17 protein-coding genes and 2 tRNA genes are annotated in these 19,211 nt (G+C 64.2%); 11 read left to right on the forward strand and 8 right to left on the reverse strand.

The window, feature by feature from the left end; translation table 11 throughout:
- Positions 1–18 precede the first annotated feature (18 nt).
- Genes SB822_RS19995 through SB822_RS20005 form a run of 3 tightly spaced genes read right to left on the reverse strand, consistent with a single transcriptional unit; the run spans position 19 to position 2,109 of the window.
- Positions 19–411 carry a Rieske (2Fe-2S) protein gene (locus SB822_RS19995; RefSeq protein WP_079484723.1) on the reverse strand — a complete coding sequence of 131 codons (393 nt, stop codon included), beginning with the start codon at positions 409–411 and terminating at the stop codon, positions 19–21.
- Positions 408–1,067: an HAD-IA family hydrolase gene (locus SB822_RS20000; RefSeq protein WP_007741754.1), complete on the reverse strand. Its 660-nt coding sequence runs from the start codon at positions 1,065–1,067 to the stop codon at positions 408–410. Before SB822_RS20000 ends, SB822_RS19995 begins: the two co-directional genes overlap by 4 nt.
- Positions 1,048–2,109 carry an RluA family pseudouridine synthase gene (locus SB822_RS20005; protein ID WP_090835779.1) on the reverse strand — a complete coding sequence of 354 codons (1,062 nt, stop codon included), beginning with the start codon at positions 2,107–2,109 and terminating at the stop codon, positions 1,048–1,050. The genes SB822_RS20000 and SB822_RS20005 overlap by 20 nt, the downstream gene beginning before the upstream one ends.
- A gap of 756 nt (positions 2,110–2,865) precedes the next feature.
- On the opposite strand from SB822_RS20005, the gene SB822_RS20010 reads away from it, so the two are divergent.
- The 6 genes from SB822_RS20010 (at position 2,866) to SB822_RS20035 (ending at position 10,305) form a co-directional block, all read left to right on the forward strand.
- Positions 2,866–6,177, forward strand: a complete 3,312-nt coding sequence (locus SB822_RS20010) for an Rne/Rng family ribonuclease (protein ID WP_090835780.1) — start codon at positions 2,866–2,868, stop codon at positions 6,175–6,177.
- A 162-nt stretch (positions 6,178–6,339) separates the two neighbouring features.
- Entirely contained in the window at positions 6,340–7,452 is a 1,113-nt protein-coding gene (moaA, locus tag SB822_RS20015; RefSeq protein ID WP_090835781.1) for a GTP 3',8-cyclase MoaA, read from the forward strand.
- Between the two features lie 13 nt (positions 7,453–7,465).
- A complete protein-coding gene (gene mobA, locus SB822_RS20020) occupies positions 7,466–8,089 on the forward strand; it encodes a molybdenum cofactor guanylyltransferase MobA (RefSeq protein WP_090835782.1) in 624 nt (207 codons plus the stop codon).
- A gap of 84 nt (positions 8,090–8,173) precedes the next feature.
- On the forward strand, positions 8,174–9,487 hold the full coding sequence (glp, locus tag SB822_RS20025; RefSeq protein WP_090835783.1) for a gephyrin-like molybdotransferase Glp: 1,314 nt from the start codon (positions 8,174–8,176) through the stop codon (positions 9,485–9,487).
- 57 nt (positions 9,488–9,544) lie between these two features.
- On the forward strand, positions 9,545–9,820 hold the full coding sequence (locus SB822_RS20030) for a hypothetical protein (RefSeq protein ID WP_007741774.1): 276 nt from the start codon (positions 9,545–9,547) through the stop codon (positions 9,818–9,820).
- Positions 9,820–10,305, forward strand: coding sequence for a GNAT family N-acetyltransferase (locus tag SB822_RS20035; protein WP_079500012.1), 486 nt, complete (start codon positions 9,820–9,822; stop codon positions 10,303–10,305). The genes SB822_RS20030 and SB822_RS20035 overlap by 1 nt, the downstream gene beginning before the upstream one ends.
- Before the next feature lie 102 nt (positions 10,306–10,407).
- Here the strand turns inward: SB822_RS20035 and rmuC are convergent, their stop codons facing one another.
- The 5 genes from rmuC to pncB form a co-directional block, all read right to left on the reverse strand.
- Complete coding sequence (rmuC, locus tag SB822_RS20040) at positions 10,408–11,892, reverse strand: DNA recombination protein RmuC (protein WP_090835784.1); 1,485 nt, start codon at positions 11,890–11,892, stop codon at positions 10,408–10,410.
- The gene (locus SB822_RS20045; protein WP_090835808.1) at positions 11,889–12,878 is read right to left on the reverse strand and encodes a 2-hydroxyacid dehydrogenase; all 990 of its coding nucleotides are present in this window, start codon (positions 12,876–12,878) and stop codon (positions 11,889–11,891) included. Before SB822_RS20045 ends, rmuC begins: the two co-directional genes overlap by 4 nt.
- A gap of 54 nt (positions 12,879–12,932) precedes the next feature.
- Entirely contained in the window at positions 12,933–14,333 is a 1,401-nt protein-coding gene (locus SB822_RS20050) for a sodium:proton antiporter (RefSeq protein WP_090835785.1), read from the reverse strand.
- A 55-nt stretch (positions 14,334–14,388) separates the two neighbouring features.
- A complete protein-coding gene (locus tag SB822_RS20055) occupies positions 14,389–15,051 on the reverse strand; it encodes a lactate utilization protein C (protein WP_090835809.1) in 663 nt (220 codons plus the stop codon).
- A 206-nt stretch (positions 15,052–15,257) separates the two neighbouring features.
- Entirely contained in the window at positions 15,258–16,457 is a 1,200-nt protein-coding gene (pncB, locus tag SB822_RS20060; RefSeq protein ID WP_007741791.1) for a nicotinate phosphoribosyltransferase, read from the reverse strand.
- A 362-nt stretch (positions 16,458–16,819) separates the two neighbouring features.
- Between pncB and fdxA the strand changes: the two genes are divergently transcribed.
- The 5 genes from fdxA (at position 16,820) to SB822_RS20085 (ending at position 19,076) form a co-directional block, all read left to right on the forward strand.
- The gene (gene fdxA, locus SB822_RS20065; RefSeq protein WP_007741795.1) at positions 16,820–17,143 is read left to right on the forward strand and encodes a ferredoxin FdxA; all 324 of its coding nucleotides are present in this window, start codon (positions 16,820–16,822) and stop codon (positions 17,141–17,143) included.
- Positions 17,144–17,255: 112 nt separating this feature from the next.
- A tRNA-Asn gene (locus tag SB822_RS20070) sits at positions 17,256–17,331 on the forward strand.
- 64 nt (positions 17,332–17,395) lie between these two features.
- Positions 17,396–17,471 (forward strand) — tRNA-Asn (locus SB822_RS20075).
- Between the two features lie 200 nt (positions 17,472–17,671).
- On the forward strand, positions 17,672–18,172 hold the full coding sequence (locus tag SB822_RS20080) for a CreA family protein (protein WP_007741798.1): 501 nt from the start codon (positions 17,672–17,674) through the stop codon (positions 18,170–18,172).
- A gap of 76 nt (positions 18,173–18,248) precedes the next feature.
- Positions 18,249–19,076, forward strand: coding sequence for an AraC family transcriptional regulator (locus SB822_RS20085; protein ID WP_090835786.1), 828 nt, complete (start codon positions 18,249–18,251; stop codon positions 19,074–19,076).
- Positions 19,077–19,211: the final 135 nt, after the last annotated feature.

Consider the following 19,211-nt stretch of genomic DNA (forward strand, 5'->3'; position numbering starts at 1 on the left):
GGAAAAGATGCTGGGAAATCAGGCAGATGCTGGACGCAGATCAGCGTCCGGAAGCCAGAACACTGTGCGCCCTTCGGGCGTGTCGCGCTCGTCGACGTGTACCGGGCGAAGCCTGCCGCCGCGGCACGGACCGCCGACGCATTTGCCCGTATCGGGCGCGTAAATCGCGCCATGCGTCGCGCACATCAAGTATAAGCCGGACGATTCGAAGAACTGTCCTTCGTTCCAGTCCAGTTCCATCGGCACATGCGCGCAACGGTTCAGGTAGCCATACGCCACGCCGTCATAGCGGACGAAGAACACCACGGCATCACCGCCAGCGTACGTCGCGTTGCGGCGCACGCCAGCGCCGCCGTCGACGAGTTCTTCGGATGCGCAAATGCGCACCGCCTCCTGCGCGGCGTCCGTCATGCGTGCTCCCGCAACCAGCCCGACAATGAAGCGATGCTGTCCGCGACGAATTTCGGCTCCAGTGCCGTCAACGAATCCGCAGGATGCGCGCCGTATGTGACGCCAATGCCCGACACGCCTGCATTGATCGCCATTTGAAGATCGTGCGTGGTATCACCGATCATCACCGTGCGCACGGGATCCTGCCCTAGTTCACGTGTCAGTTCCTGCAGCATAGCCGGATGCGGTTTCGAGAACGTTTCATCGGCACAGCGCGTGCCGTCGAAAAGACTCGTGAGCCGAACCTGATCCAGCGCGCGGTTCAGCCCGACACGGCTCTTCCCGGTCGCAATTGCGAGCAGATAGCCTTGATCGCGCAGATCCGCCAGCATCTCGCGCACGCCCAAAAACAGCTCGGTCGTCTGATCCTTCACCAGATAGTGGAAGCGATAGCGCTCGGCGAGGCGCGGGTAGTCGGATGGATCGAGCGTCGGCGCGGCAATCTGCAGCGCGTCGCGCAAACCCAGGCCGATCACGAAGCTTGCAGCCTCGTCGGCCGGCACAGGCAACCCGAGATCGCGGCAGGCCGCCTGAATGCTGCGTGTGATATGGACGGTCGAATCCATCAACGTGCCGTCCCAATCGAAGACGATCAGGTCAAATTGCTCTCTTGCCATGCGTTTTCGTCTCGGTTTGTGATTGTTCGTGCGTCCCTGCGCCGGCCGTCCCGGCAAGTTGCGCGATGAACCGCTTGCAGTCTGCCGGCAACGGCGCTTCGAACTGTAGCGTGTCGCCCGTCGCCGGGTGCGTCAGCTTAAGCCGGTAAGCGTGCAAAAACATCCGTTTGAGCCCCGGCTGCGCGTTCGCGCGCGCAAGCGCCTTATTCAGCGCGAAATCGCCGTATTTGGCGTCGCCGATGATCGGCAGCCCCAGATGCGCCAGATGGACACGAATCTGATGGGTCCGACCCGTTTTCAGTTCCGCTTCGAGCAGCGCGTAATCGGGCCAGCGATCGACGAGATTGAAAATAGTGTGCGATGGCAGCCCGTCCGGCTGCACGCGCACGCGCCGCTCGCCATCCGGCAGCAGATATTTGTGCAGCGGCTCCTTCACGGCACGCCGGCGGCCCCAGTCGCTCGCCCATTCGCCGTGCACGCACGCGTAGTAACGCTTGTCCATCCGGTTCGCGCGAATCTGCTCGTGCAGATTCACGAGTGCCGCGCGCTTTTTCGCGAGCATCAGGACGCCCGACGTCTCGCGGTCCAGCCGGTGCACCAGTTCCAGAAACTTCGCCTGCGGACGCGCCGCCCGCAACTGCTCGATCACGCCGAACGCGACCCCGCTGCCGCCGTGCACGGCGACGCCCGCCGGTTTGTCGATCACGAGCATATGCTCGTCTTCGAACAGAATCTCGAAGTGCGCGGACGGCACGGGCGCGTGCACCGCCTCGTCCGCCTTCGCGACGCGGATGGGCGGCACGCGCACCAGATCGCCAAAGGCGAGACGGTACTGCGCGTCCACGCGGCCCTTGTTCACGCGCACTTCGCCGCTGCGCAGAATCCGATAAATATGGCTTTTCGGCACGCCCTTACAGACGCGCAGCAAGAAGTTGTCGATCCGCTGACCGGCCGCGCTGTCGTCGATTTCGATCATCGACACCTGATCGCTCGAAACGGGGCTTGTCACCGATTTCTGGGATATTTTGCCTAACTCTTTCATTCTGAATATAATTTGCCCAGCAGTCTGCGGTGGCCGACTATATAGGATCGGCGCCTTAAACCGAATCGCGGGTGGATTGCGCAGGCGCAAGCGATAAAAACGTCATTTTACTTGCGCCGGGGGCTGGTTGCTCGCCCTGAAAATGAGATGCAACAAGTTGCACGCACGATGCACGACACGGCAGGGACGGCGCCCACAGGCGAGTTCGGTCACAGTCGGCACCGTCGGTAACGGAATTTTGGTCAAAAAGAATTTGACTGGCGAGCTTCGGCAAGGGCTGCTTTCATGTCCCTTAAGCGCGAAGCGGCCGGTGGCGAAAATACGGCGTGCGCCCGAGGCGTCCTGCGGAAAGTGCAGGACATGGCGACGTCAAAATGAGGCGAGACACCCCGAGCGGGACAGGCACGCGCAGTGAGCGAGCCTGCCCGCTGCGGCAAGACCGCAGCCTTCGAACGTGTCCGGACGCGCGCCCAACTGGCGCGCCGGCGCACGTGGACGAAGGCTGATGCAAGTCGGCTGCCAGGACCCGCGGCGTGTCGGGCCATTATTTGAAGCCGTGTTCGCATGTGCCCTGCGGCAGCGCGTCCATTTATTGGAGACGGCGCCCACATCAGGCAATTCTCCCCGCCATCTTTCCCGCTCCAGCGTGCTTGTGAAAACACAATAAGGCGCGGCATGCCGCTGCCCCAAGCCGTCGGCCGGGTTCGTTCCCGTGCGCCGTCGGCCGGACAGGCAGAGCCGCTCTGGAGCCGTTCAATGAAACGCATGTTGTTTAATGCGACGCAGCAGGAAGAATTGCGCGTCGCCATCGTCGATGGGCAAAAACTCATCGACATCGACATCGAAACCGCCGGCCGCGAACAGCGCAAAGGCAATATCTACAAGGGCATCATTACCCGCATCGAGCCGTCGCTCGAAGCCTGTTTCGTCAACTATGGCGAAGACCGCCATGGTTTTCTCCCGTTCAAGGAAGTCGCTCGCCAGTACTTCCGCGAAGGCATCGACATGCGCTCGGCGCGCATTCAGGACGCCCTCAAGGAAGGCCAGGAACTGATCGTTCAGGTCGAGAAGGAAGAACGCGGCAACAAGGGCGCGGCCCTCACCACGTTCATCTCGCTCGCCGGCCGTTACCTCGTGCTGATGCCGAACAATCCGCGCGGCGGCGGTGTGTCGCGCCGGATCGAAGGCGACGACCGCCAGGAACTGCGCGAAACGATGTCCCAGCTGCAACTGCCCGAAGGCATGAGCATCATCGCGCGCACGGCGGGTATCGGCCGTAGCGCGGAAGAGCTGCAATGGGACCTGAACTACCTGATGCAGCTGTGGCGCGCGATCGAAGCCGCGTCGCAAAGCGGCTCGCAAGGTCAGCCGATGCTGATCTATCTCGAATCGAGCCTCGTCATCCGCGCGATTCGCGACTACTTCCAGCCGGACATCGGCGAAATCCTCATCGACACCACGGAAATCCACGACCAGGCACGCGCCTTCATGGATATCGTGATGCCGGACAATGTCAACAAGGTGAAGCGGTATCACGACGACGTGCCGCTTTTCTCGCGTTTCCAGATCGAGCACCAGATCGAGACGGCGTACTCCCGCACGGTGCCGCTGCCGTCGGGCGGCGCGATCGTGATCGACCACACGGAAGCGCTCGTCGCGATCGACGTGAACTCGGCGCGCGCCACCAAGGGCGCCGACATCGAGGAAACGGCCACGCGCACGAACCTCGAAGCCGCCGACGAAGTCGCGCGCCAGTTGCGTCTGCGCGACCTGGGCGGCCTGATCGTGATCGACTTCATCGATATGGAGTCGGCCAAGAGCCAGCGCGAAGTCGAGCAGCGCCTGAAAGACGCGCTCAAGCACGACCGCGCGCGCGTCCAGATGGGCAAGATCTCGCGCTTCGGCCTGATGGAGCTGTCGCGCCAGCGTCTGCGTCCGGCGCTGTCGGAAGGCAGCCACGTGACCTGCCCGCGCTGTAACGGCACGGGCCACATCCGCGATACCGAATCGTCCGCGCTGCAAGTGCTGCGGATCATTCAGGAAGAAGCGATGAAGGAAAACACCGCGGCGATCCACTGCCAGGTGCCCGTCGAGGTCACGGCCTTCCTGCTCAACGAAAAGCGCTCGGAAATCAACAAGATCGAGTCGCGCTTCAAGGTCAACGTCGTGCTGGTGCCGAACAAGCACCTCGACACGCCGCACTACAAGCTCGAGCGCCTGCGTCACGACGATGCGCGCCTCGACGATCCGCGCGCGTCGTGGAAGATGGCCGAAGAAGCGGCCCGCGAACTGGAATCGGAAACGGGTTACAGCAAGCGCACCGAAGAAGTGAAGCCGAAGCAGGAAGCGGCCGTGAAGGGCATCACGCCTGAAAAGCCGGCGCCGAGCGCGCCCGTGCGCACGCCGGCCCCCGCTGCCGCCACGGTCGAAGTCAAGCCCGCCACGGGCGGCTTCATCGGCTGGCTGAAGGGTCTGTTCGGTGTGCAACCGGCGGCTCCCGCTCCCGCGCCCGCTCCAGTCGAGAAGACGGCGAAGCCCGCACGCGGCGAACGCACCGAGCGTGGTGAGCGCACGGGCGAGCGCGGCGGCGATCGCAACCGCAACCGTCGCAACGGCGCAGGTGGCCGCGATGCGGCAGGCCGTGGCGAAGGCGCGGCAACGCAAGGCCGTCAGGCTCAACCGTCGCAGCGCGGCGAACGTCAGGAACGCGAACCGCGTGAAGCACGTGAGCCGCGTGGCGGCCGCGAGCCGCGCGAAGGCCGCGAGCCTCGTGAGGCACGCGAACCGCGCGAGGCACGCCCGGAGCGCGTCGAACGCGGTCAGGAACGCGCAGACCGCGCAGAAACCGCTGAGGTAACGCGCGGCGAGCGTCAGGAACGCCAGGATCGGGCGGACCGTGGCGAGCGCCGTGAGCGTGGCGAACGCGCCGAACGTGGCGAGCGTCGCAAGCAGCAGCCCGAAGCAGCCGACGCGCTGAGCCAGGACGAGGCTCAGGCCGATATCGCCGCACAGGCGCAAGCGAATCTGATGGGTGGCGCTGCTCCCATCGACGACGCGCGTGATGGCGAAGAGCGTCGTCGTCGCCGTCGCGGCCGCCGTGGTGGCCGTCGCGAGCGTGACGAGGAAGGCGTGAACGTGAACACGGCTGCCGATGTCGCGGAAGCGGAAGGCGAAACGGCTGTGGCAGCATCGGCGGAAACGCCCGTGCGCGCACCGGAACACACGGGCCGTCATGAAGCGCAGCCGCAAGCGGTCGAAGCGGCACAACAACAGCCGGCACAGGAAGTGAAGCCGGTCGAGGTCGTCGTGGCAGCCGTCGCGACGGGCGCCGCCGTGGTCAGCGAGTTGCATGCATCGGCTGAAACGCCGGCGCTGGCTGTCGAAAAGGCTGCGAAGGCGGAAGCCGTCGTGCCCACCGACGAAGCGCCTGTTGCGACGCACACGGAAGCAGCCGTCGAAGAGCCGGCCGCTGTCGAGCCGCAAGCGGTTGCGCCTGTCGCAACGGTGCAGGCTCCCGTTGAAGTGCCCGCGCCGGTTGAGACCGTAGCGGCAGCACCCGTCGCCGAAGCGCCTGTCGTCGTCGAGCCTGTAGCCGAGCCGGTTGCAGCGGCTCCGGCCCCGGCAGCGCCCGCCGAAGAAGCGCAGCCGGTTGTCGAAGCGCCCGTTGCAACTCAGCCCGTCGTCGAGCCGGTGGTTCAGGCCGTCGTCGAGCCGGTCGTTCAGCCGGTCGCGGAGCCCGTCGCGGACGTCGCGCAGGCGCAACCCGCAGCGGAACCGGCCGTAACGGAAGCGGTAACGCAAGCCGCGCCGATCGCCGCAGCAGCCGAGCCGCAACCCGTTCGCACGAACGGCACGTCGGCCCGCCGCCAGTCGACGCAAGGCCTCGAGACGATGCTGCAAAGCGCCGGCCTCGTCTGGGTCAACACCGACTCGGACAAGCTGCGCGTCGCGCAGGAAGCCGCCGCGCAGGCGGTGAAGCCCGCACGCGCGCCGCGCGAGCGCAAGGCGCTTCCGGCCACCGACACGACGCCAATGCAACAGGTCGAAACGGCAAAGCAGCCGCAGTAAGCGGTCGCTAACTTCGCCCGGCGGCAACGCCGGGCAACCCGAAAAGCCCGCCTTCAAGGCGGGCTTTTTGCTGCCCCTCGCCTGACAACACCGCGCGTTCGCCCTACTGTGACGGACAGGGCCTTCCGCTAGAATGAAGTCTGATATCCCAAATATGTAATCATGTCCCGACGCATCATCCCTGTTGCCGACGTCAGCGCCGTTCCCGACGTCGCCGGTCCCATCCGGACCCCGCGCGGCGAGCTGACCGATACGCTGTCGCGCCCGCTGCGCGACCTGCGCATCTCTGTCACGGACCGTTGCAACTTCCGGTGCGTCTACTGCATGCCACGCGCGGTGTTCGACAAGGACTATTCGTTCCTGCCGCACAGCGCGCTGCTGACTTTCGAGGAAATCGAGCGGATCGCGACGATCTTCGTCGCGCATGGCGTCGAGAAAATCCGTCTGACGGGCGGCGAACCGCTCTTGCGCAAGAACCTCGAATTCCTGATCGAACGGCTCGCGCGCATGACGACCGCTGCGGGCAAACCACTCGACCTGACGCTCACCACCAACGGTTCGCTGCTCGCGCGCAAGGCGCGCAGCCTGAAAGACGCCGGCCTGAGCCGCGTGACCGTCAGCCTCGACGCGCTCGACGATGCGTTGTTTCGCCGCATGAACGACGCCGATTTCGCGGTGCGCGACGTGCTCGACGGCATCGAAGTTGCGCAGTCGGTCGGTCTTGCGCCACTGAAGGTCAACATGGTCGTCAAGCACGGCACGAACGACAGCGAAATCGTGCCGATGGCGCGCCACTTCCGGGGCTCCGGCGTGGTGCTGCGCTTCATCGAATACATGGACGTCGGCACGTCGAACGGCTGGAACATGACGGAAGTGCTGCCGTCGGCGGATGTAGTCGCGCGGATTAGCGAGCACTTTCCGCTGCTGCCGCTCGAAGCGCATAGCGCAGCCGAAACCGCGCAGCGCTGGGGCTACGCGGACGGCTGCGGCGAAATCGGCGTGATTTCCAGCGTGACGCGCGCGTTCTGTGGCGACTGCACGCGCGCGCGGCTATCGACGGAAGGCAAGGTGTATCTGTGCCTGTTCGCTTCGTCGGGCCACGATCTGCGCGCGCTAGTACGCAACGGCACGAGCGACGCAGGCATCGCCACCGCGATCGCCAACATCTGGCACGCCCGCGGCGACCGCTACTCGCAACTGCGTGGCAGCGCGAACGCGGCTTCGACGACGACGCGCGAAGAGCGGCGCGTCGAGATGTCGTACATCGGCGGCTGAGCCGGTCTTTCCAATGACCATCACGCGCGACGAGATCACCGGCCTGCTGCTCGCAGGCGGACGCGGCATGCGCATGGGCGGCGTCGACAAAGGCCTGCAGATGCTGCACGGCGAACCGCTCGCGCTCCATGTGATGCGGCGTCTCGCGCCGCAGGCCGGGCCGCTTCTGATCAGCGCGAACCGTCACACGGCACGCTACGCGGAACTGGGCGAGCCGTTTCACGCAACCGTCATCTCCGACACGATGCCTGATTTCCCCGGTCCGCTCGCCGGTCTCCTCGCCGGTTTGCGCGCGGCGCGCACGCCGTTCGTGCTGTCGGCACCCTGCGACACGCCCGGCCTGCCAGCTGATCTCGCCGGGCGCCTCGCAGCCGCGCTCGCTGCGCAAGACGCGCAAGACGCGGGCATCGCGACCGTCACGACCACGGACGCCCAAGGCGACACGTCCATCCACCCCGTTTTCGCGCTCGTGCGCACGTCACTGGCCGACGATCTCGAAGGCTTTCTGCAGGCGGGCGAGCGCAAGGTTCGCACGTGGTACGCACGCCACAGGGCGGTCGAAGTCGCCTTTCCGGACGAGCGCACGTTTTACAATATCAATTCACTGCAGGAACTCGCCGACCTCGAACGCGGTTGACCGGGTTTAACATTAGCAGCGCCATTTGCCGCGATTGCCGCCCGGCCGCCGCCGCACCGCATTCCGTCGCGACGCTCCCCTTTCATGACCACGCTGAACGAAACTTCGAGTTGCGTCGCACAGTACGACGCTCAAGCCATGCCGGTGTCCGCCGTACAGGCGATCGTGCGCGAGTGGGCGACACCCGTGACGACCGTCGAGCGCGTCCATCTGCGTGACGCGCTGAACCGCGTGCTGGCGCAGGACATCGTGTCGCCCATCGACGTGCCCGCGCACGACAACTCGGCGATGGACGGCTACGCGTTCGCAGGCGCGGCGCTCGCAGTTCAAACGGGCGTACCAGGTGAAAAGGGCGAGCTCGCGCTGAGCGTGGCGGGCAAGGCCTTCGCGGGGCATCCGTTTGCGGGAAGCATCGAGCGCACGCAATGCGTGCGCGTGATGACGGGCGCAACGATGCCCGCCGGGTGCGACACCGTCGTGCCGCAGGAAGCCGTCACGCGCGACGGCGACACCATTCGCTTTCCGGCTTCGCAATTACGTACGGGCGCGAACCGGCGCCTCGCGGGCGAAGACCTTGCGCACGGCGCGGTCGCGCTGAAGGCGGGCCGCATCGTGCGTGCGTCGGACCTTGGACTGCTCGCGTCGCTGGGCATTGGCGAGGTGTCCGTGCGCCGCCGTCTGCGTGTCGCATTCTTTTCGACGGGCGACGAACTGCGCTCGATCGGCCAGCCGCTCGAGCCGGGCTGCGTTTACGACAGCAACCGCTATACGCTGTTCGCGATGCTCAAGCGACTCGACGTCGATCCCATCGATCTCGGCGTGGTCCGCGACGAACCCGCCGCGCTCGAAGAAGCACTGCGGACGGCTGCATCGAGCGCGGATGTCGTGATAACCTCCGGCGGCGTTTCGGTGGGCGAAGCCGATCTGACGAAGCAAATGCTGCGCATGCTCGGCGACGTCGCGCACTGGAGTCTCGCGATGCGCCCTGGCCGGCCGCTGGCGTTCGGGCGTATCTGGTCGGGCGGCAAACCCGGCGCGGGCGAACCGGCGATCTTCTTCGGTCTGCCGGGCAACCCCGTCGCGGTGATGGCGGCGTTCTATCAGATCGTGCGCGAAGTGCTGCTGCGGATGTCCGGCGCGACGACGCATCCCGTGCCGCTGATCCGCGCAGCGTGCGTCGACACGATCCGCAAACGGCCGGGCCGCACCGAATTCCAGCGCGGCATCGCGCAGCGCGACGCGCAAGGCGCATGGCGCGTCACGCCGACGGGCTCGCAAGGCTCCGGCGTGCTCAGTTCGATGAGCGAAGCAAATTGCTTCATCGTGCTCGCCCACGACCAGGGCGATCTCGATCCGGGCGACGCCGTCGATATCATGCTGTTCGACGGCCTCATCTGAGCGCACGAAGCCGGCAAGTTTTTACGCAATCCACTACGACATACGGGTTTGACTTACATGAAAAAACAGATCTCGTTCATTGCACCGGGGCAAACGGCAAAGGCATTGATCCTCGTGTATCTGACGTTCAGTGTGCCTATCGTGCTGCTCGGCGTGCTGGTCGCCTTCATCCGTTACGGGTCGGTGGAACTGAGCACCGTGTTCAGCGCGCTGCTGCTCAACGCGATTCTGGGCTTCATCCTGCTGTGGATTGCATGCCACGCGTACAACTGGGTGGCGTCGCGCTTCGGCGGCATCGAGATCCAGTTGAGCGACGTGCCGGAGGAAGCGTAATGCCGGCGACGATCCGCGCGGCCACGCCTGACGACGTCGGCACGATGCTCGCGCTGATGTACGAGCTGGCCGAGTTCGAAAAGCTCACGCATCTGTTCATCGCGACGGAAGACGGCCTGCGCGACGCGCTGTTCGGCGCGCGTCCCTCGGCAGAAGCGATCGTCGCGGAACGCGACGGCAAGATGATCGGCTACGCGCTGTTCTTCCACAACTACTCGACGTTCCTCGGACGGCGCGGCCTGTATCTCGAAGACCTGTACGTGCAGCCGACCGAGCGCGGCACGGGGCTCGGGTCGAAGATGTTGCGCTATCTGGCGGCGTTGGCTGTCGAGCGGCAGTGCGGCCGCTTCGAATGGTCGGTGCTGGACTGGAATCAGCCTGCCATCGATTTTTATCAGAAGATGGGCGCGACCGTGTTGCCGGACTGGCGCGTCGTGCGCATAACGGGCGAAGCGCTCGATCAACTCGCGGCAAGCGCGGACTGATTTGCGCGCACGCCCGGCGCAGCTTCGCTTACATTCGAAGCTGCCCTGCTGGCTGGTGAGACGCTTGACCATCGCGGTCAAGCGTTGCCAGCCTTCCCTGCATCAAGACTCTTCCGCATCGACTCCGGACAGCGAGTCCCCAAGCAAGCCCGCCGCCCGTTCTTCGGGCAATGCTTCGACATCACGCAGCTTTTTGTTCATCTGACGCGTACGCACTTCTGCCGCCTCGATCGAACGCGTGACGGTTTCGAGTTGCGCCTTGGTCTTCGCCAGCACGTCGCCGAATTTGCCGAACTCGGTCTTCACCGCGCCCAGCACCTGCCACACTTCGCTCGAACGTTTTTCGATGGCGAGCGTGCGGAAACCCATCTGCAGACTGTTGAGCAAGGCCGTCAATGTCGTCGGCCCGGCAATCGTCACGCGATAGTCGCGTTGCAGGAGATCCGTGAGACCCGGACGACGCAGAATCTCGGCGTACAGCCCTTCGGTCGGCAAGAACAGCAGCGCGAAGTCCGTGGTATGCGGCGGCGACACGTATTTTTCCGCAATCGTCTTCGCTTCCGCGCGAATCCGCCCTTCGAGCGCGCGCGACGCGTCTTCGACTGCGACTGGGTCGGCACGCTCCTGCGCTTCGATCAGACGTTCATAGTCTTCACGCGGAAATTTCGCATCGATGGGCAGCCATACGGGCGTTGCCGCCGCATCGGGAGTCGGCTGACGCCCCGGCAGCTTGATCGCGAACTCGACGCGATCGTTGCTCTTCGGAATCGTCGCAACGTTCTTCGCGTACTGATCGGACGTCAGCACCTGTTCAAGCAACGCTTCGAGCTGTACTTCGCCCCATGTGCCGCGCGTCTTAACGTTCGTCAGAACCTTCTTCAGATCTCCGACACCCGCCGCCAAAGTCTGCATTTCTCCGAGACCGCGATGCACCTGTTCGAGACGATCGGACACGAGCTTGAACGATTCGCCAAGCCGTTGCTCGAGCGTCGCGTGCAGCTTTTCGTCGACGGTGCGACGCATTTCTTCGAGCTTCGTCGAGTTGTTCGCCTCGATGTCTTTCAGCCGCTGCTCGATGGTCGCGCGCACTTCCGCGAAGCGCCGGTCGTTTGCCTCCGTCACCTGTGCCAGTTGCTGCTGCAACGTTTCGCCGAAACGCTTCAGCGTAATCCCCTGTTCGTCGCGCGCCTGTTGCGCCTGCTGTTGCAGGCTGTGGCGCACGGCGTCGAGCTGTTGCGTATTCGTCTCCGTCAGCTTGACGAGCTGCTGCGCAAAGCCGTCGATCTTGGCGGCCTGCACGGTCGTCATGCTCGTGAACTGGGAAGCGAGCGTCTGCTGGAACTGCGAGAAGCCGCCACTCAATTCCGTGCGCGACACGCGCGCCGTTTCGGAAATCTCGCCACGCAGCTCGCGTTCGAGCCGCTCGTACTCGCGCGTCTGCGCAAGCGCTGCGGCATCGAGGCGCTCGCCGAGTTCGTCGAATTGCATTTGCTGTTGCGCGCCGCTGTTACCGCGCATCAGCATGAACAGCGCAATCACCAGCGCAACGGCCAGTACGGCAACGGCCGCGATCAAAACCATCGTCATGAACGCGCCTTCCCGATCACATCAGGGTTGATAGGGTTCGGCGGACGCCCGGCGCGCGGACCCTCACCCAACCCCGCGATCAGATTGTCGGCGGCGAGATTCGCCATCGCGCGGCGCGTCGCTTCCGTCGCGCTCGCGATATGCGGCGTCAGCACGACATTCGGCACAGTGAGCAACGCCGGATTGAGCTTCGGCTCGCCCTCGAACACGTCGAGGCCCGCCGCGGCGATACGCTTCTCGCGCAAAGCCTCGGCAAGCGCCGCGTCGTCGACGATGCCGCCGCGCGCGATATTCGTCAGCGTCGCCGTCGGCTTCATCAGCGCGAGTTCGGCGGCGCCGATGGTGTGATGGTTCTCAGCCGTGTACGGCAGCACGAGCACGACGTGGTCGGCACGGCGCAGCAGGTCCTGCTTCGACGCGTACTCCGCGTTCAGCTCGGCCTCGATCTCCGGCGCGACGCGCGAGCGGTTGTGATAGATCACGTTCATGTTGAAGCCGCGCGCGCGACGCGCGAGCGCCTGCCCGATGCGGCCCATGCCGATCACGCCGAGCGTCGAGCCATACAGGTCCGAGCCGAGAAAGCCGTCGTACGACCACTTTTCCCATTTGCCCGCGCGCAGCCAGTGCTCCGATTCCGCGATGCGGCGCGCAGCCGCCATCATCAGCGCCCAGCCGAAATCCGCCGTCGATTCGTTGAGCACGTCGGGCGTGTTCGTGCCGAGCACGTTCGCCGCGTTGAACGCAGCCATGGCGAAGTTGTTGTAGCCGACCGCCATGTTCGACACCACGCGCAGGCGCGGCGCAGCGGCCAGCACGGACGCGTCGATCGCGTCGCCCGCCGTCAGCGCGCCGTCCTTGTCGGCGAGGCGGCGCTTGAGTTCGTCGGCTGGCAGCACGTCGCCGTTATGCCAGTCCACTTCGAAATGCTGCTTGAGGCGCGCGATCACATCCGGAAAGATGGGACGCGCAACCAGAACCTTTTGCATTGCCATTCTCCGAGTATCAGGCCGTAGCGCATGCCTTCCGGCGCGCGCACGGCATCAAAAGAAAATCAACGATGTTGCGATGAACAACGGTATCAGCACGACGCCCGACCACGCGAGATACCCGAAAAAACTCGGCATCTTCACGCCGCGCGATTCGGCGATCGCCTTGACCATGAAGTTTGGCGCATTGCCGATGTAGCTGTTCGCGCCCATGAACACTGCGCCCGCCGAAATCGCCGCGAGCGTCGATGCGCCCGTGGTCGTCAACGTCTGCGCGTCGCCGCCCGCGAGATTGAAGAACACGAGATACGTGGGTGCATTATCGAGGAACGACGACAACAGGCCCGTCGCCCAGAAGTACATATCGTCGCGCGGCTGGCCGGCCGTGTCGTTGACGAGATGCACGATGCCGCTGAACGCACCCGCCTCGCCCGCGCGCAACATCATGATGACAGGCGCGATCGTCACGAAGATTCCCGCGAACAGTTTCGCAACCTCTTCGATGGGCGCCCAGTTGAACGCGTTGCCCTCGCGCGCGGCGCGCGGCGTCACAACGAGCGACAGCAGCGTCACCGCGATCAGCGCCACGTCGCGTACGAGATTCTGCAGCTCGACGTGCGTGCCCGCTATATCGAACGTGATGCCGGGTTTCCAGATGCCGCTCATCAGCACCAGCGCGATCACCGCTGCAAGTAGCACGAAGTTGATCTTGCCGACGACGCCAACGGCAAGCGTATCGGGCGATGGATCGACAGGAAGCACTTCTTCGCGATGCCGGAAATAGTACGTATCGAGCGCGTAGAAAACGGCGAGCAGCACGATGCAGATGAACAGCATCGGCAGCGCGAGATGCACGGTCGTCCAGAAGAAGCCGACGCCGTTGAGAAAACCGAGGAACAGCGGCGGATCGCCGAGCGGCGACAGCGAACCGCCCGCGTTCGCGACCAGAAAGATAAAAAACACGACGACATGCACGACGTGCCTGCGGTTGTCATTCGCGCGCAGGAGCGGCCGGATCAGCAGCATCGCCGCGCCCGTCGTGCCCATGATGCTGGCGAGCGCCGTGCCGAGCGCGAGCAACGCCGTATTCAGGCGCGGCGAGCCGTGCAGATTGCCCGTCACGCAGATGCCGCCCGCGACGGTATAGAGCACGGTCAACAGCACGATGAACGGCAGGTACTCTTCGAGGATCGCATGAATCAGCGTGCCGAACGCCGTCGACGCGCCGAACGCGAACGCGAACGGCACGAGGAACACGACGGCCCACCCAGCAGAAATCTTGCCGAAATGGTGATGCCAAAGTTTGGGCGCGACGAGCGGGAACACGGCGATCGACAGCAGGACGCCCGCGAACGGCACGCCCCACCAGGCAGAAAGCGAAGCGCCGTCGAGACTCGCGGCCGATGCTGCAAGCGGCCAGCATGACAGCATGAACAACAACGCGACGCCGCCCATTCGAGAACACGCGCGAGAACACGCACGCTCAACACGTCCCTGCAACGACACAGCGTTACGCGCCACGCACGACGATCGCATGCACGCGATAAGGACCGTGCGCGCCCAGCACGATGGTTTGTTCGATATCGCCCGTACGCGACGGGCCGGAGACGAAGTTGACGGCGCGCGGCAGTTCGCCGCGTTCGCTGCGGATCAGGTTGAACGCTTCCTCATGACCGGCAACGATGCGCGAGGCTGGCACGATCGCGATATGCGTCTCCGGCAGCAAGCCCGCCGACGCATACGTCTCTGGCCCGGACAGCAGCACCAGCGTGCCCGTTTCAGCCGTCGCACAGAAGCAGCCCGTGATGCCGACGCGGTCTTCGTCGCGCGGTTTGCGAAACTCGATGTCGATGCCCGAGCCGCTCCAGGGCAGCGCTTCGAGCGTCTGCCATGCGATGGCCTGGGTCGGAAGGTTCAGTTCGGAAAGGTAACGGTGCGCGGCAGCGGGCGCTTCGGCGAGCGACTCGACGGTATCGACCGTGGTCGCCATCTTCTTTGCCTGCTCGATGAAATGCGCGACGAGATCGGCCGGCATGGGCGGACGCGGACCTTGCGGACGGCTTGCGAGATACGCCTGCGCCGCCTCGCGTTCGGACGCGGCCGGCTCGGGCTCGCGCCCTTGCCCCGCGCGGATGCGCGCCAGGATGTTGCGGCGGGCCGTCGATGTATCCATGTGCAATATCCTCGTGCCGGTGGTCGTGCTGAACGTGGGACGTACGCGTGCGAAATGCGCCTTCTCGTTCCGCACATTGACGGTCGAATTATACCGGCCGCCCTTCATGCCAACACCTTGCCGAACGGCATATAGCGGCACGTGTGCAAAGCGCCGACAATGCCCTCACATGCTCTCCGCCTGCAACGCTACAGCGTGGCCCCGCGTCACTTGCCCGCGGCTTCTTCCTCAGGTTGATCGATGCCGAACACCTGGCGCAGATACGCAAGGTACGCCTTGTCTTCACACATGTTCTTGCCCGGCGAATCGGACAGCTTCGCGACGGGCTGGCCATTGCACTTGACCATCTTGATGACGATCTGCAGCGGGTTGTAGCCGAGGTCGTTCGTGAGGTTCGTGCCTACACCGAACGCGAGCTTGCAGCGGCCCCGGAAACGCTCGTACAGCTGCAGCACCTTCGGGATGTCGAGCGCGTCGGAGAACACGAGCACTTTCGTGCGCGGGTCGCAGCGGTTCGCTTCGTAGTGAGCGAGAAGACGCTCGCCCCAGTCGAACGGGTCGCCGGAATCATGGCGCGCGCCGTCGAAGAGCTTGCAGAAGTACATGTCGAAATCACGGAGGAATGCCTGCATGCCATACACGTCCGACAACGCAATGCCCAGGTCGCCGCGATATTCCTTCGCCCACATCTCGAAGCCGAAAATCTGCGAGTCGCGCAGACGCGGGCCGAGTGCCTGGCACGCCTGCAGGTATTCGTGCGCCATCGTGCCGAGGGGCGTCAGGCCGTGCTTCATCGCATAGAACACGTTGCTCGTGCCCGTGAACTGGTCGCGCAGCCCGTCCTTGAGCGTGAGAATCACCTCTTCGTGCCAGCGCCCGGAGAAGCGGCGACGCGTGCCGTAGTCGGCGATCTTGCAGTCGGCGAACTCGGGGCGCGCACCGAGCAGCTGGATCTTGTCGCGCAAGCGCTCACGTCCTTCGCTGTAATCGGGCTGCTGCTGCGTGTTGCGGAAATACACCTCGTTGACGATGGCAAGCACGGGGATTTCGAAGAGGATCGTGTGCAGCCACGGCCCCTTGATGTCGATTTCGATCTCCCCGTTGCCCTTCGCCGAAGGCGTGATCGATATGTACTTTTCGTTCAGATGGAAGAGCGCGAGGAAGTCGATGAAGTCGCCCTTGATGAAGCGCATCCGGCGGAGATAGTCGAGATCCTCTTCGTTGAAGCGCAGCTTGCAGAGCTTGTGCACTTCGCTGCGAATCTCGTCGATGTACGGCACGAGGTTGACGTTCGGCGTGCGGCAGCGGAACTTGTATTCGACGTTGGCAGCCGGGAAATAATGCAGCACCACCTGCATCATCGTGAACTTGTACAGGTCAGTGTCGAGCAGCGAAGTAATGATCATGATCTTGCAAACCGGGACTGCATGAAATCGGAAGACGTCAGGCCTCGTGCGCCCTCGCCCTTTCGTGTTCGCCATGTGCGCCATGTTCACATGTGCGCTTCGGGCTTCGCGCAGAATCCGCTCAACACGGGTCTCGCGAAGATGCTGTCGCATGTTACCCGAATGCGCGCCGGCGGTTGTTTGAACGCGTCAAGGCCGGCGGGCGCCTGCGGCGCAAACGGCTCGCCATAAACTAATCACCAAACGATATAAAAGGCTTGGGACGATGGCGTATGCACTACTTGACGTTACGCTACAATACCGCTTTTGGCGTCTCGCCATCCCCCATTACCTAAAAGATATCGTTTGCAGGAGTTGCCTGAATGACTCACGTTGTGACCGAAAGCTGCATCAAGTGCCGCTATACCGACTGCGTCGATGTGTGTCCGGTGGACTGCTTTCGCGAAGGTCCCAACTTCCTCGCGATCGACCCGGATGAATGCATCGACTGCGCGGTGTGCGTTGCGGAATGCCCGGTGAACGCCATCTACGCCGAGGAAGACGTGCCCGGCGACCAGCAGCACTTCACTGAGCTCAACGCCGAGCTCGCGAAGGCATGGCCCAGCATCACCAAGACCAAGGCCCCACTGGCCGAAGCCGACGAATTCAAGGACGTGAAGGAAAAGCTGGCGCTGCTCGAGCGTTGAGCGCCGCAAGCTGTCGCCCTGGCTCGAATCAGTCGAATTAAATTGAGATGATTCGAGGGTATTGACAGCTTCTGCTACACCTCCTACAATTCCGCTTCTCTGCTGTTGTTGTTCCCCGATAGCTCAGTCGGTAGAGCGCCGGACTGTTAATCCGTAGGTCCCTGGTTCGAGCCCAGGTCGGGGAGCCAAAGAATTGCAAGAGCCCGTTAACCACAGCGGGCTTTTTTATGTAGCGACAAGTTGTATTGCTGTTCCCCGATAGCTCAGTCGGTAGAGCGCCGGACTGTTAATCCGTAGGTCCCTGGTTCGAGCCCAGGTCGGGGAGCCAAAATTCGAAGGCCCGCATTCGTGCGGGCCTTTTCTTTTTCTGCCGCCGCTGATCGGCACGCGGCTTCGTCGACAGAAGAGAAGCGCCGCAAGCGTATCCCACGTCAGCAGCCAGCGCCGGCAACCAGGTTACGATGGCGTTCTCACTGGCAGCCGTCCTGCCCGTCCTGTTCTTCAAACGCCCATTCTTCCGGTCACCTGATGAAACTCGCCCTGCCCTGTGCGTGCATCGCGCGCGCCGCCGCCTTCCTCGCCGCTTCGGCAGCGTTCACCTGCGCGCCGCTCGCGCAGGCCGAGGAAGTCGCCAGCGTCAACACGAACTTTCATATCACCGGCTCGGATCGCGTGGTCGTCGAAGCGTACGACGATCCCGCCGTGCAGGGCGTCACCTGCTACGTGTCGCGGGCGCGCACGGGCGGCATCAAGGGCACGCTCGGGATCGCCGAAGATCCAACCGAGGCATCGATCGCGTGCCGCCAGGTCGCGGCCATCAAGATTTCCGAGCCGCTGCGCCAGCAGGCCGACGTATTCACGGAACGGATGTCGCTGATCTTCAAGACGCTGCACGTGGTGCGCGTCGTCGATTCGAAGCGCAATACGCTCGTGTACCTGACCTACAGCGACCGCGTCGCGACGGGTAGCGCGAAGAACAGCGTCACGGCCGTGCCGATGCCCGCCGGCACGACGATTCCCGTTCGCTGAACGCGCCGCTGAGCAGGCCGAGGCAAACAAGCCGAACAAGGCGCGCTAAACTGACAGGTCCACCCGGACTTCGCTCATGACTTCGACCCGCTTCCGCGATAACGCCCGTTACTGGCGCACGCCGCTTCTGCCCGGCGCGGATCTGCTCACGGCCGAATATCACGATCACGAGTTCACGCCGCACTGGCACGACGCGTACACGATTCCCGTGATCGAGGCGGGAGCGGAAACGTATCGGTATCAGGGTTCGCGCCACGTCGCCGAGGCGGGCAGCGTGCCCATCATCAATCCCGGCGAAGTGCATACCGGTTCGCGCGCCATGGACGAAGGCTGGCGCTATCGCGTGATGTACGCACCCGTCGATTTCATTCACGCGCTCGCTGAAGACATCGCGGGCCGCGCGCAGCCGCTGCCGTGGTTCGATGCCGACGTGATCCGCGATGCCGACCTTGCCGTGCGGCTGTCGCGCGCGCATCAGTTGCTGGAGGCGAACGGCGATCCGCTCGTCGCGGAAACGGCGATGCTCGACGCGCTGTCGACGCTGCTCGTGCGCTACGGCCGCACGCGTCCCGACACGCCGCAACTCGCCACCGACGATACGCGCGTCGTCACGATGAAAGAGCAACTGGCCGGCGATCTGGCCGCGCCGCTCAAGCTCGCGGATCTCGCCGATACCGTCGGCCTGTCGCAGTTTCATGCCGCGCGGCTTTTCACTCGCGCGACGGGATTGCCGCCGCACGCGTGGCGCAATCAGGTCCGTCTGCAGCGCTCGCTCGCGCCGTTGCGTGCTGGCGTATCGGTGGCCGATGTGGCGGCGGCAGGCGGCTTCACCGATCAAAGCCACTTCACGCGGCATTTCCGGCGCATGTTCGGCGTGCCGCCGGGGCGCTGGCAATCGGCCTGAACGAGCCGGCGCGCGAGCAACAGGGGCACCGGGGCCGCGCCGCCGCAATCTCCCCGCATCAATAAAGCCCAAGGCGCAAGAACGTACAAGCCGCCGCTCCCTCCGCCCGGCTATCCTCGGCCCCATCGAGGAGAA

Source organism: Paraburkholderia sp. SIMBA_054 (assembly GCF_046534875.1).
GTDB classification, from domain to species: Bacteria; Pseudomonadota; Gammaproteobacteria; order Burkholderiales; family Burkholderiaceae; genus Paraburkholderia; species Paraburkholderia hospita.

What these genes read in the sequence shown, in the direction of transcription:
- rmuC (WP_090835784.1), bottom strand. Translation starts at nt 11,892, where the DNA reads ATGACGATGGTTTTGATCGCGGCCGTTGCCGTACTGGCCGTTGCGCTG.
- SB822_RS20030 (WP_007741774.1), top strand. Translation starts at nt 9,545, where the DNA reads ATGAAAAAACAGATCTCGTTCATTGCACCGGGGCAAACGGCAAAGGCA.
- mobA (WP_090835782.1), top strand. Translation starts at nt 7,466, where the DNA reads ATGACCATCACGCGCGACGAGATCACCGGCCTGCTGCTCGCAGGCGGA.
- SB822_RS20010 (WP_090835780.1), top strand. Translation starts at nt 2,866, where the DNA reads ATGAAACGCATGTTGTTTAATGCGACGCAGCAGGAAGAATTGCGCGTC.
- fdxA (WP_007741795.1), top strand. Translation starts at nt 16,820, where the DNA reads ATGACTCACGTTGTGACCGAAAGCTGCATCAAGTGCCGCTATACCGAC.
- SB822_RS20080 (WP_007741798.1), top strand. Translation starts at nt 17,672, where the DNA reads ATGAAACTCGCCCTGCCCTGTGCGTGCATCGCGCGCGCCGCCGCCTTC.
- SB822_RS20000 (WP_007741754.1), bottom strand. Translation starts at nt 1,067, where the DNA reads ATGGCAAGAGAGCAATTTGACCTGATCGTCTTCGATTGGGACGGCACG.
- SB822_RS20035 (WP_079500012.1), top strand. Translation starts at nt 9,820, where the DNA reads ATGCCGGCGACGATCCGCGCGGCCACGCCTGACGACGTCGGCACGATG.
- SB822_RS20050 (WP_090835785.1), bottom strand. Translation starts at nt 14,333, where the DNA reads ATGGGCGGCGTCGCGTTGTTGTTCATGCTGTCATGCTGGCCGCTTGCA.
- SB822_RS20005 (WP_090835779.1), bottom strand. Translation starts at nt 2,109, where the DNA reads ATGAAAGAGTTAGGCAAAATATCCCAGAAATCGGTGACAAGCCCCGTT.
- glp (WP_090835783.1), top strand. Translation starts at nt 8,174, where the DNA reads ATGACCACGCTGAACGAAACTTCGAGTTGCGTCGCACAGTACGACGCT.
- SB822_RS20045 (WP_090835808.1), bottom strand. Translation starts at nt 12,878, where the DNA reads ATGCAAAAGGTTCTGGTTGCGCGTCCCATCTTTCCGGATGTGATCGCG.
- SB822_RS20085 (WP_090835786.1), top strand. Translation starts at nt 18,249, where the DNA reads ATGACTTCGACCCGCTTCCGCGATAACGCCCGTTACTGGCGCACGCCG.
- pncB (WP_007741791.1), bottom strand. Translation starts at nt 16,457, where the DNA reads ATGATCATTACTTCGCTGCTCGACACTGACCTGTACAAGTTCACGATG.
- SB822_RS20055 (WP_090835809.1), bottom strand. Translation starts at nt 15,051, where the DNA reads ATGGATACATCGACGGCCCGCCGCAACATCCTGGCGCGCATCCGCGCG.
- moaA (WP_090835781.1), top strand. Translation starts at nt 6,340, where the DNA reads ATGTCCCGACGCATCATCCCTGTTGCCGACGTCAGCGCCGTTCCCGAC.
- SB822_RS19995 (WP_079484723.1), bottom strand. Translation starts at nt 411, where the DNA reads ATGACGGACGCCGCGCAGGAGGCGGTGCGCATTTGCGCATCCGAAGAA.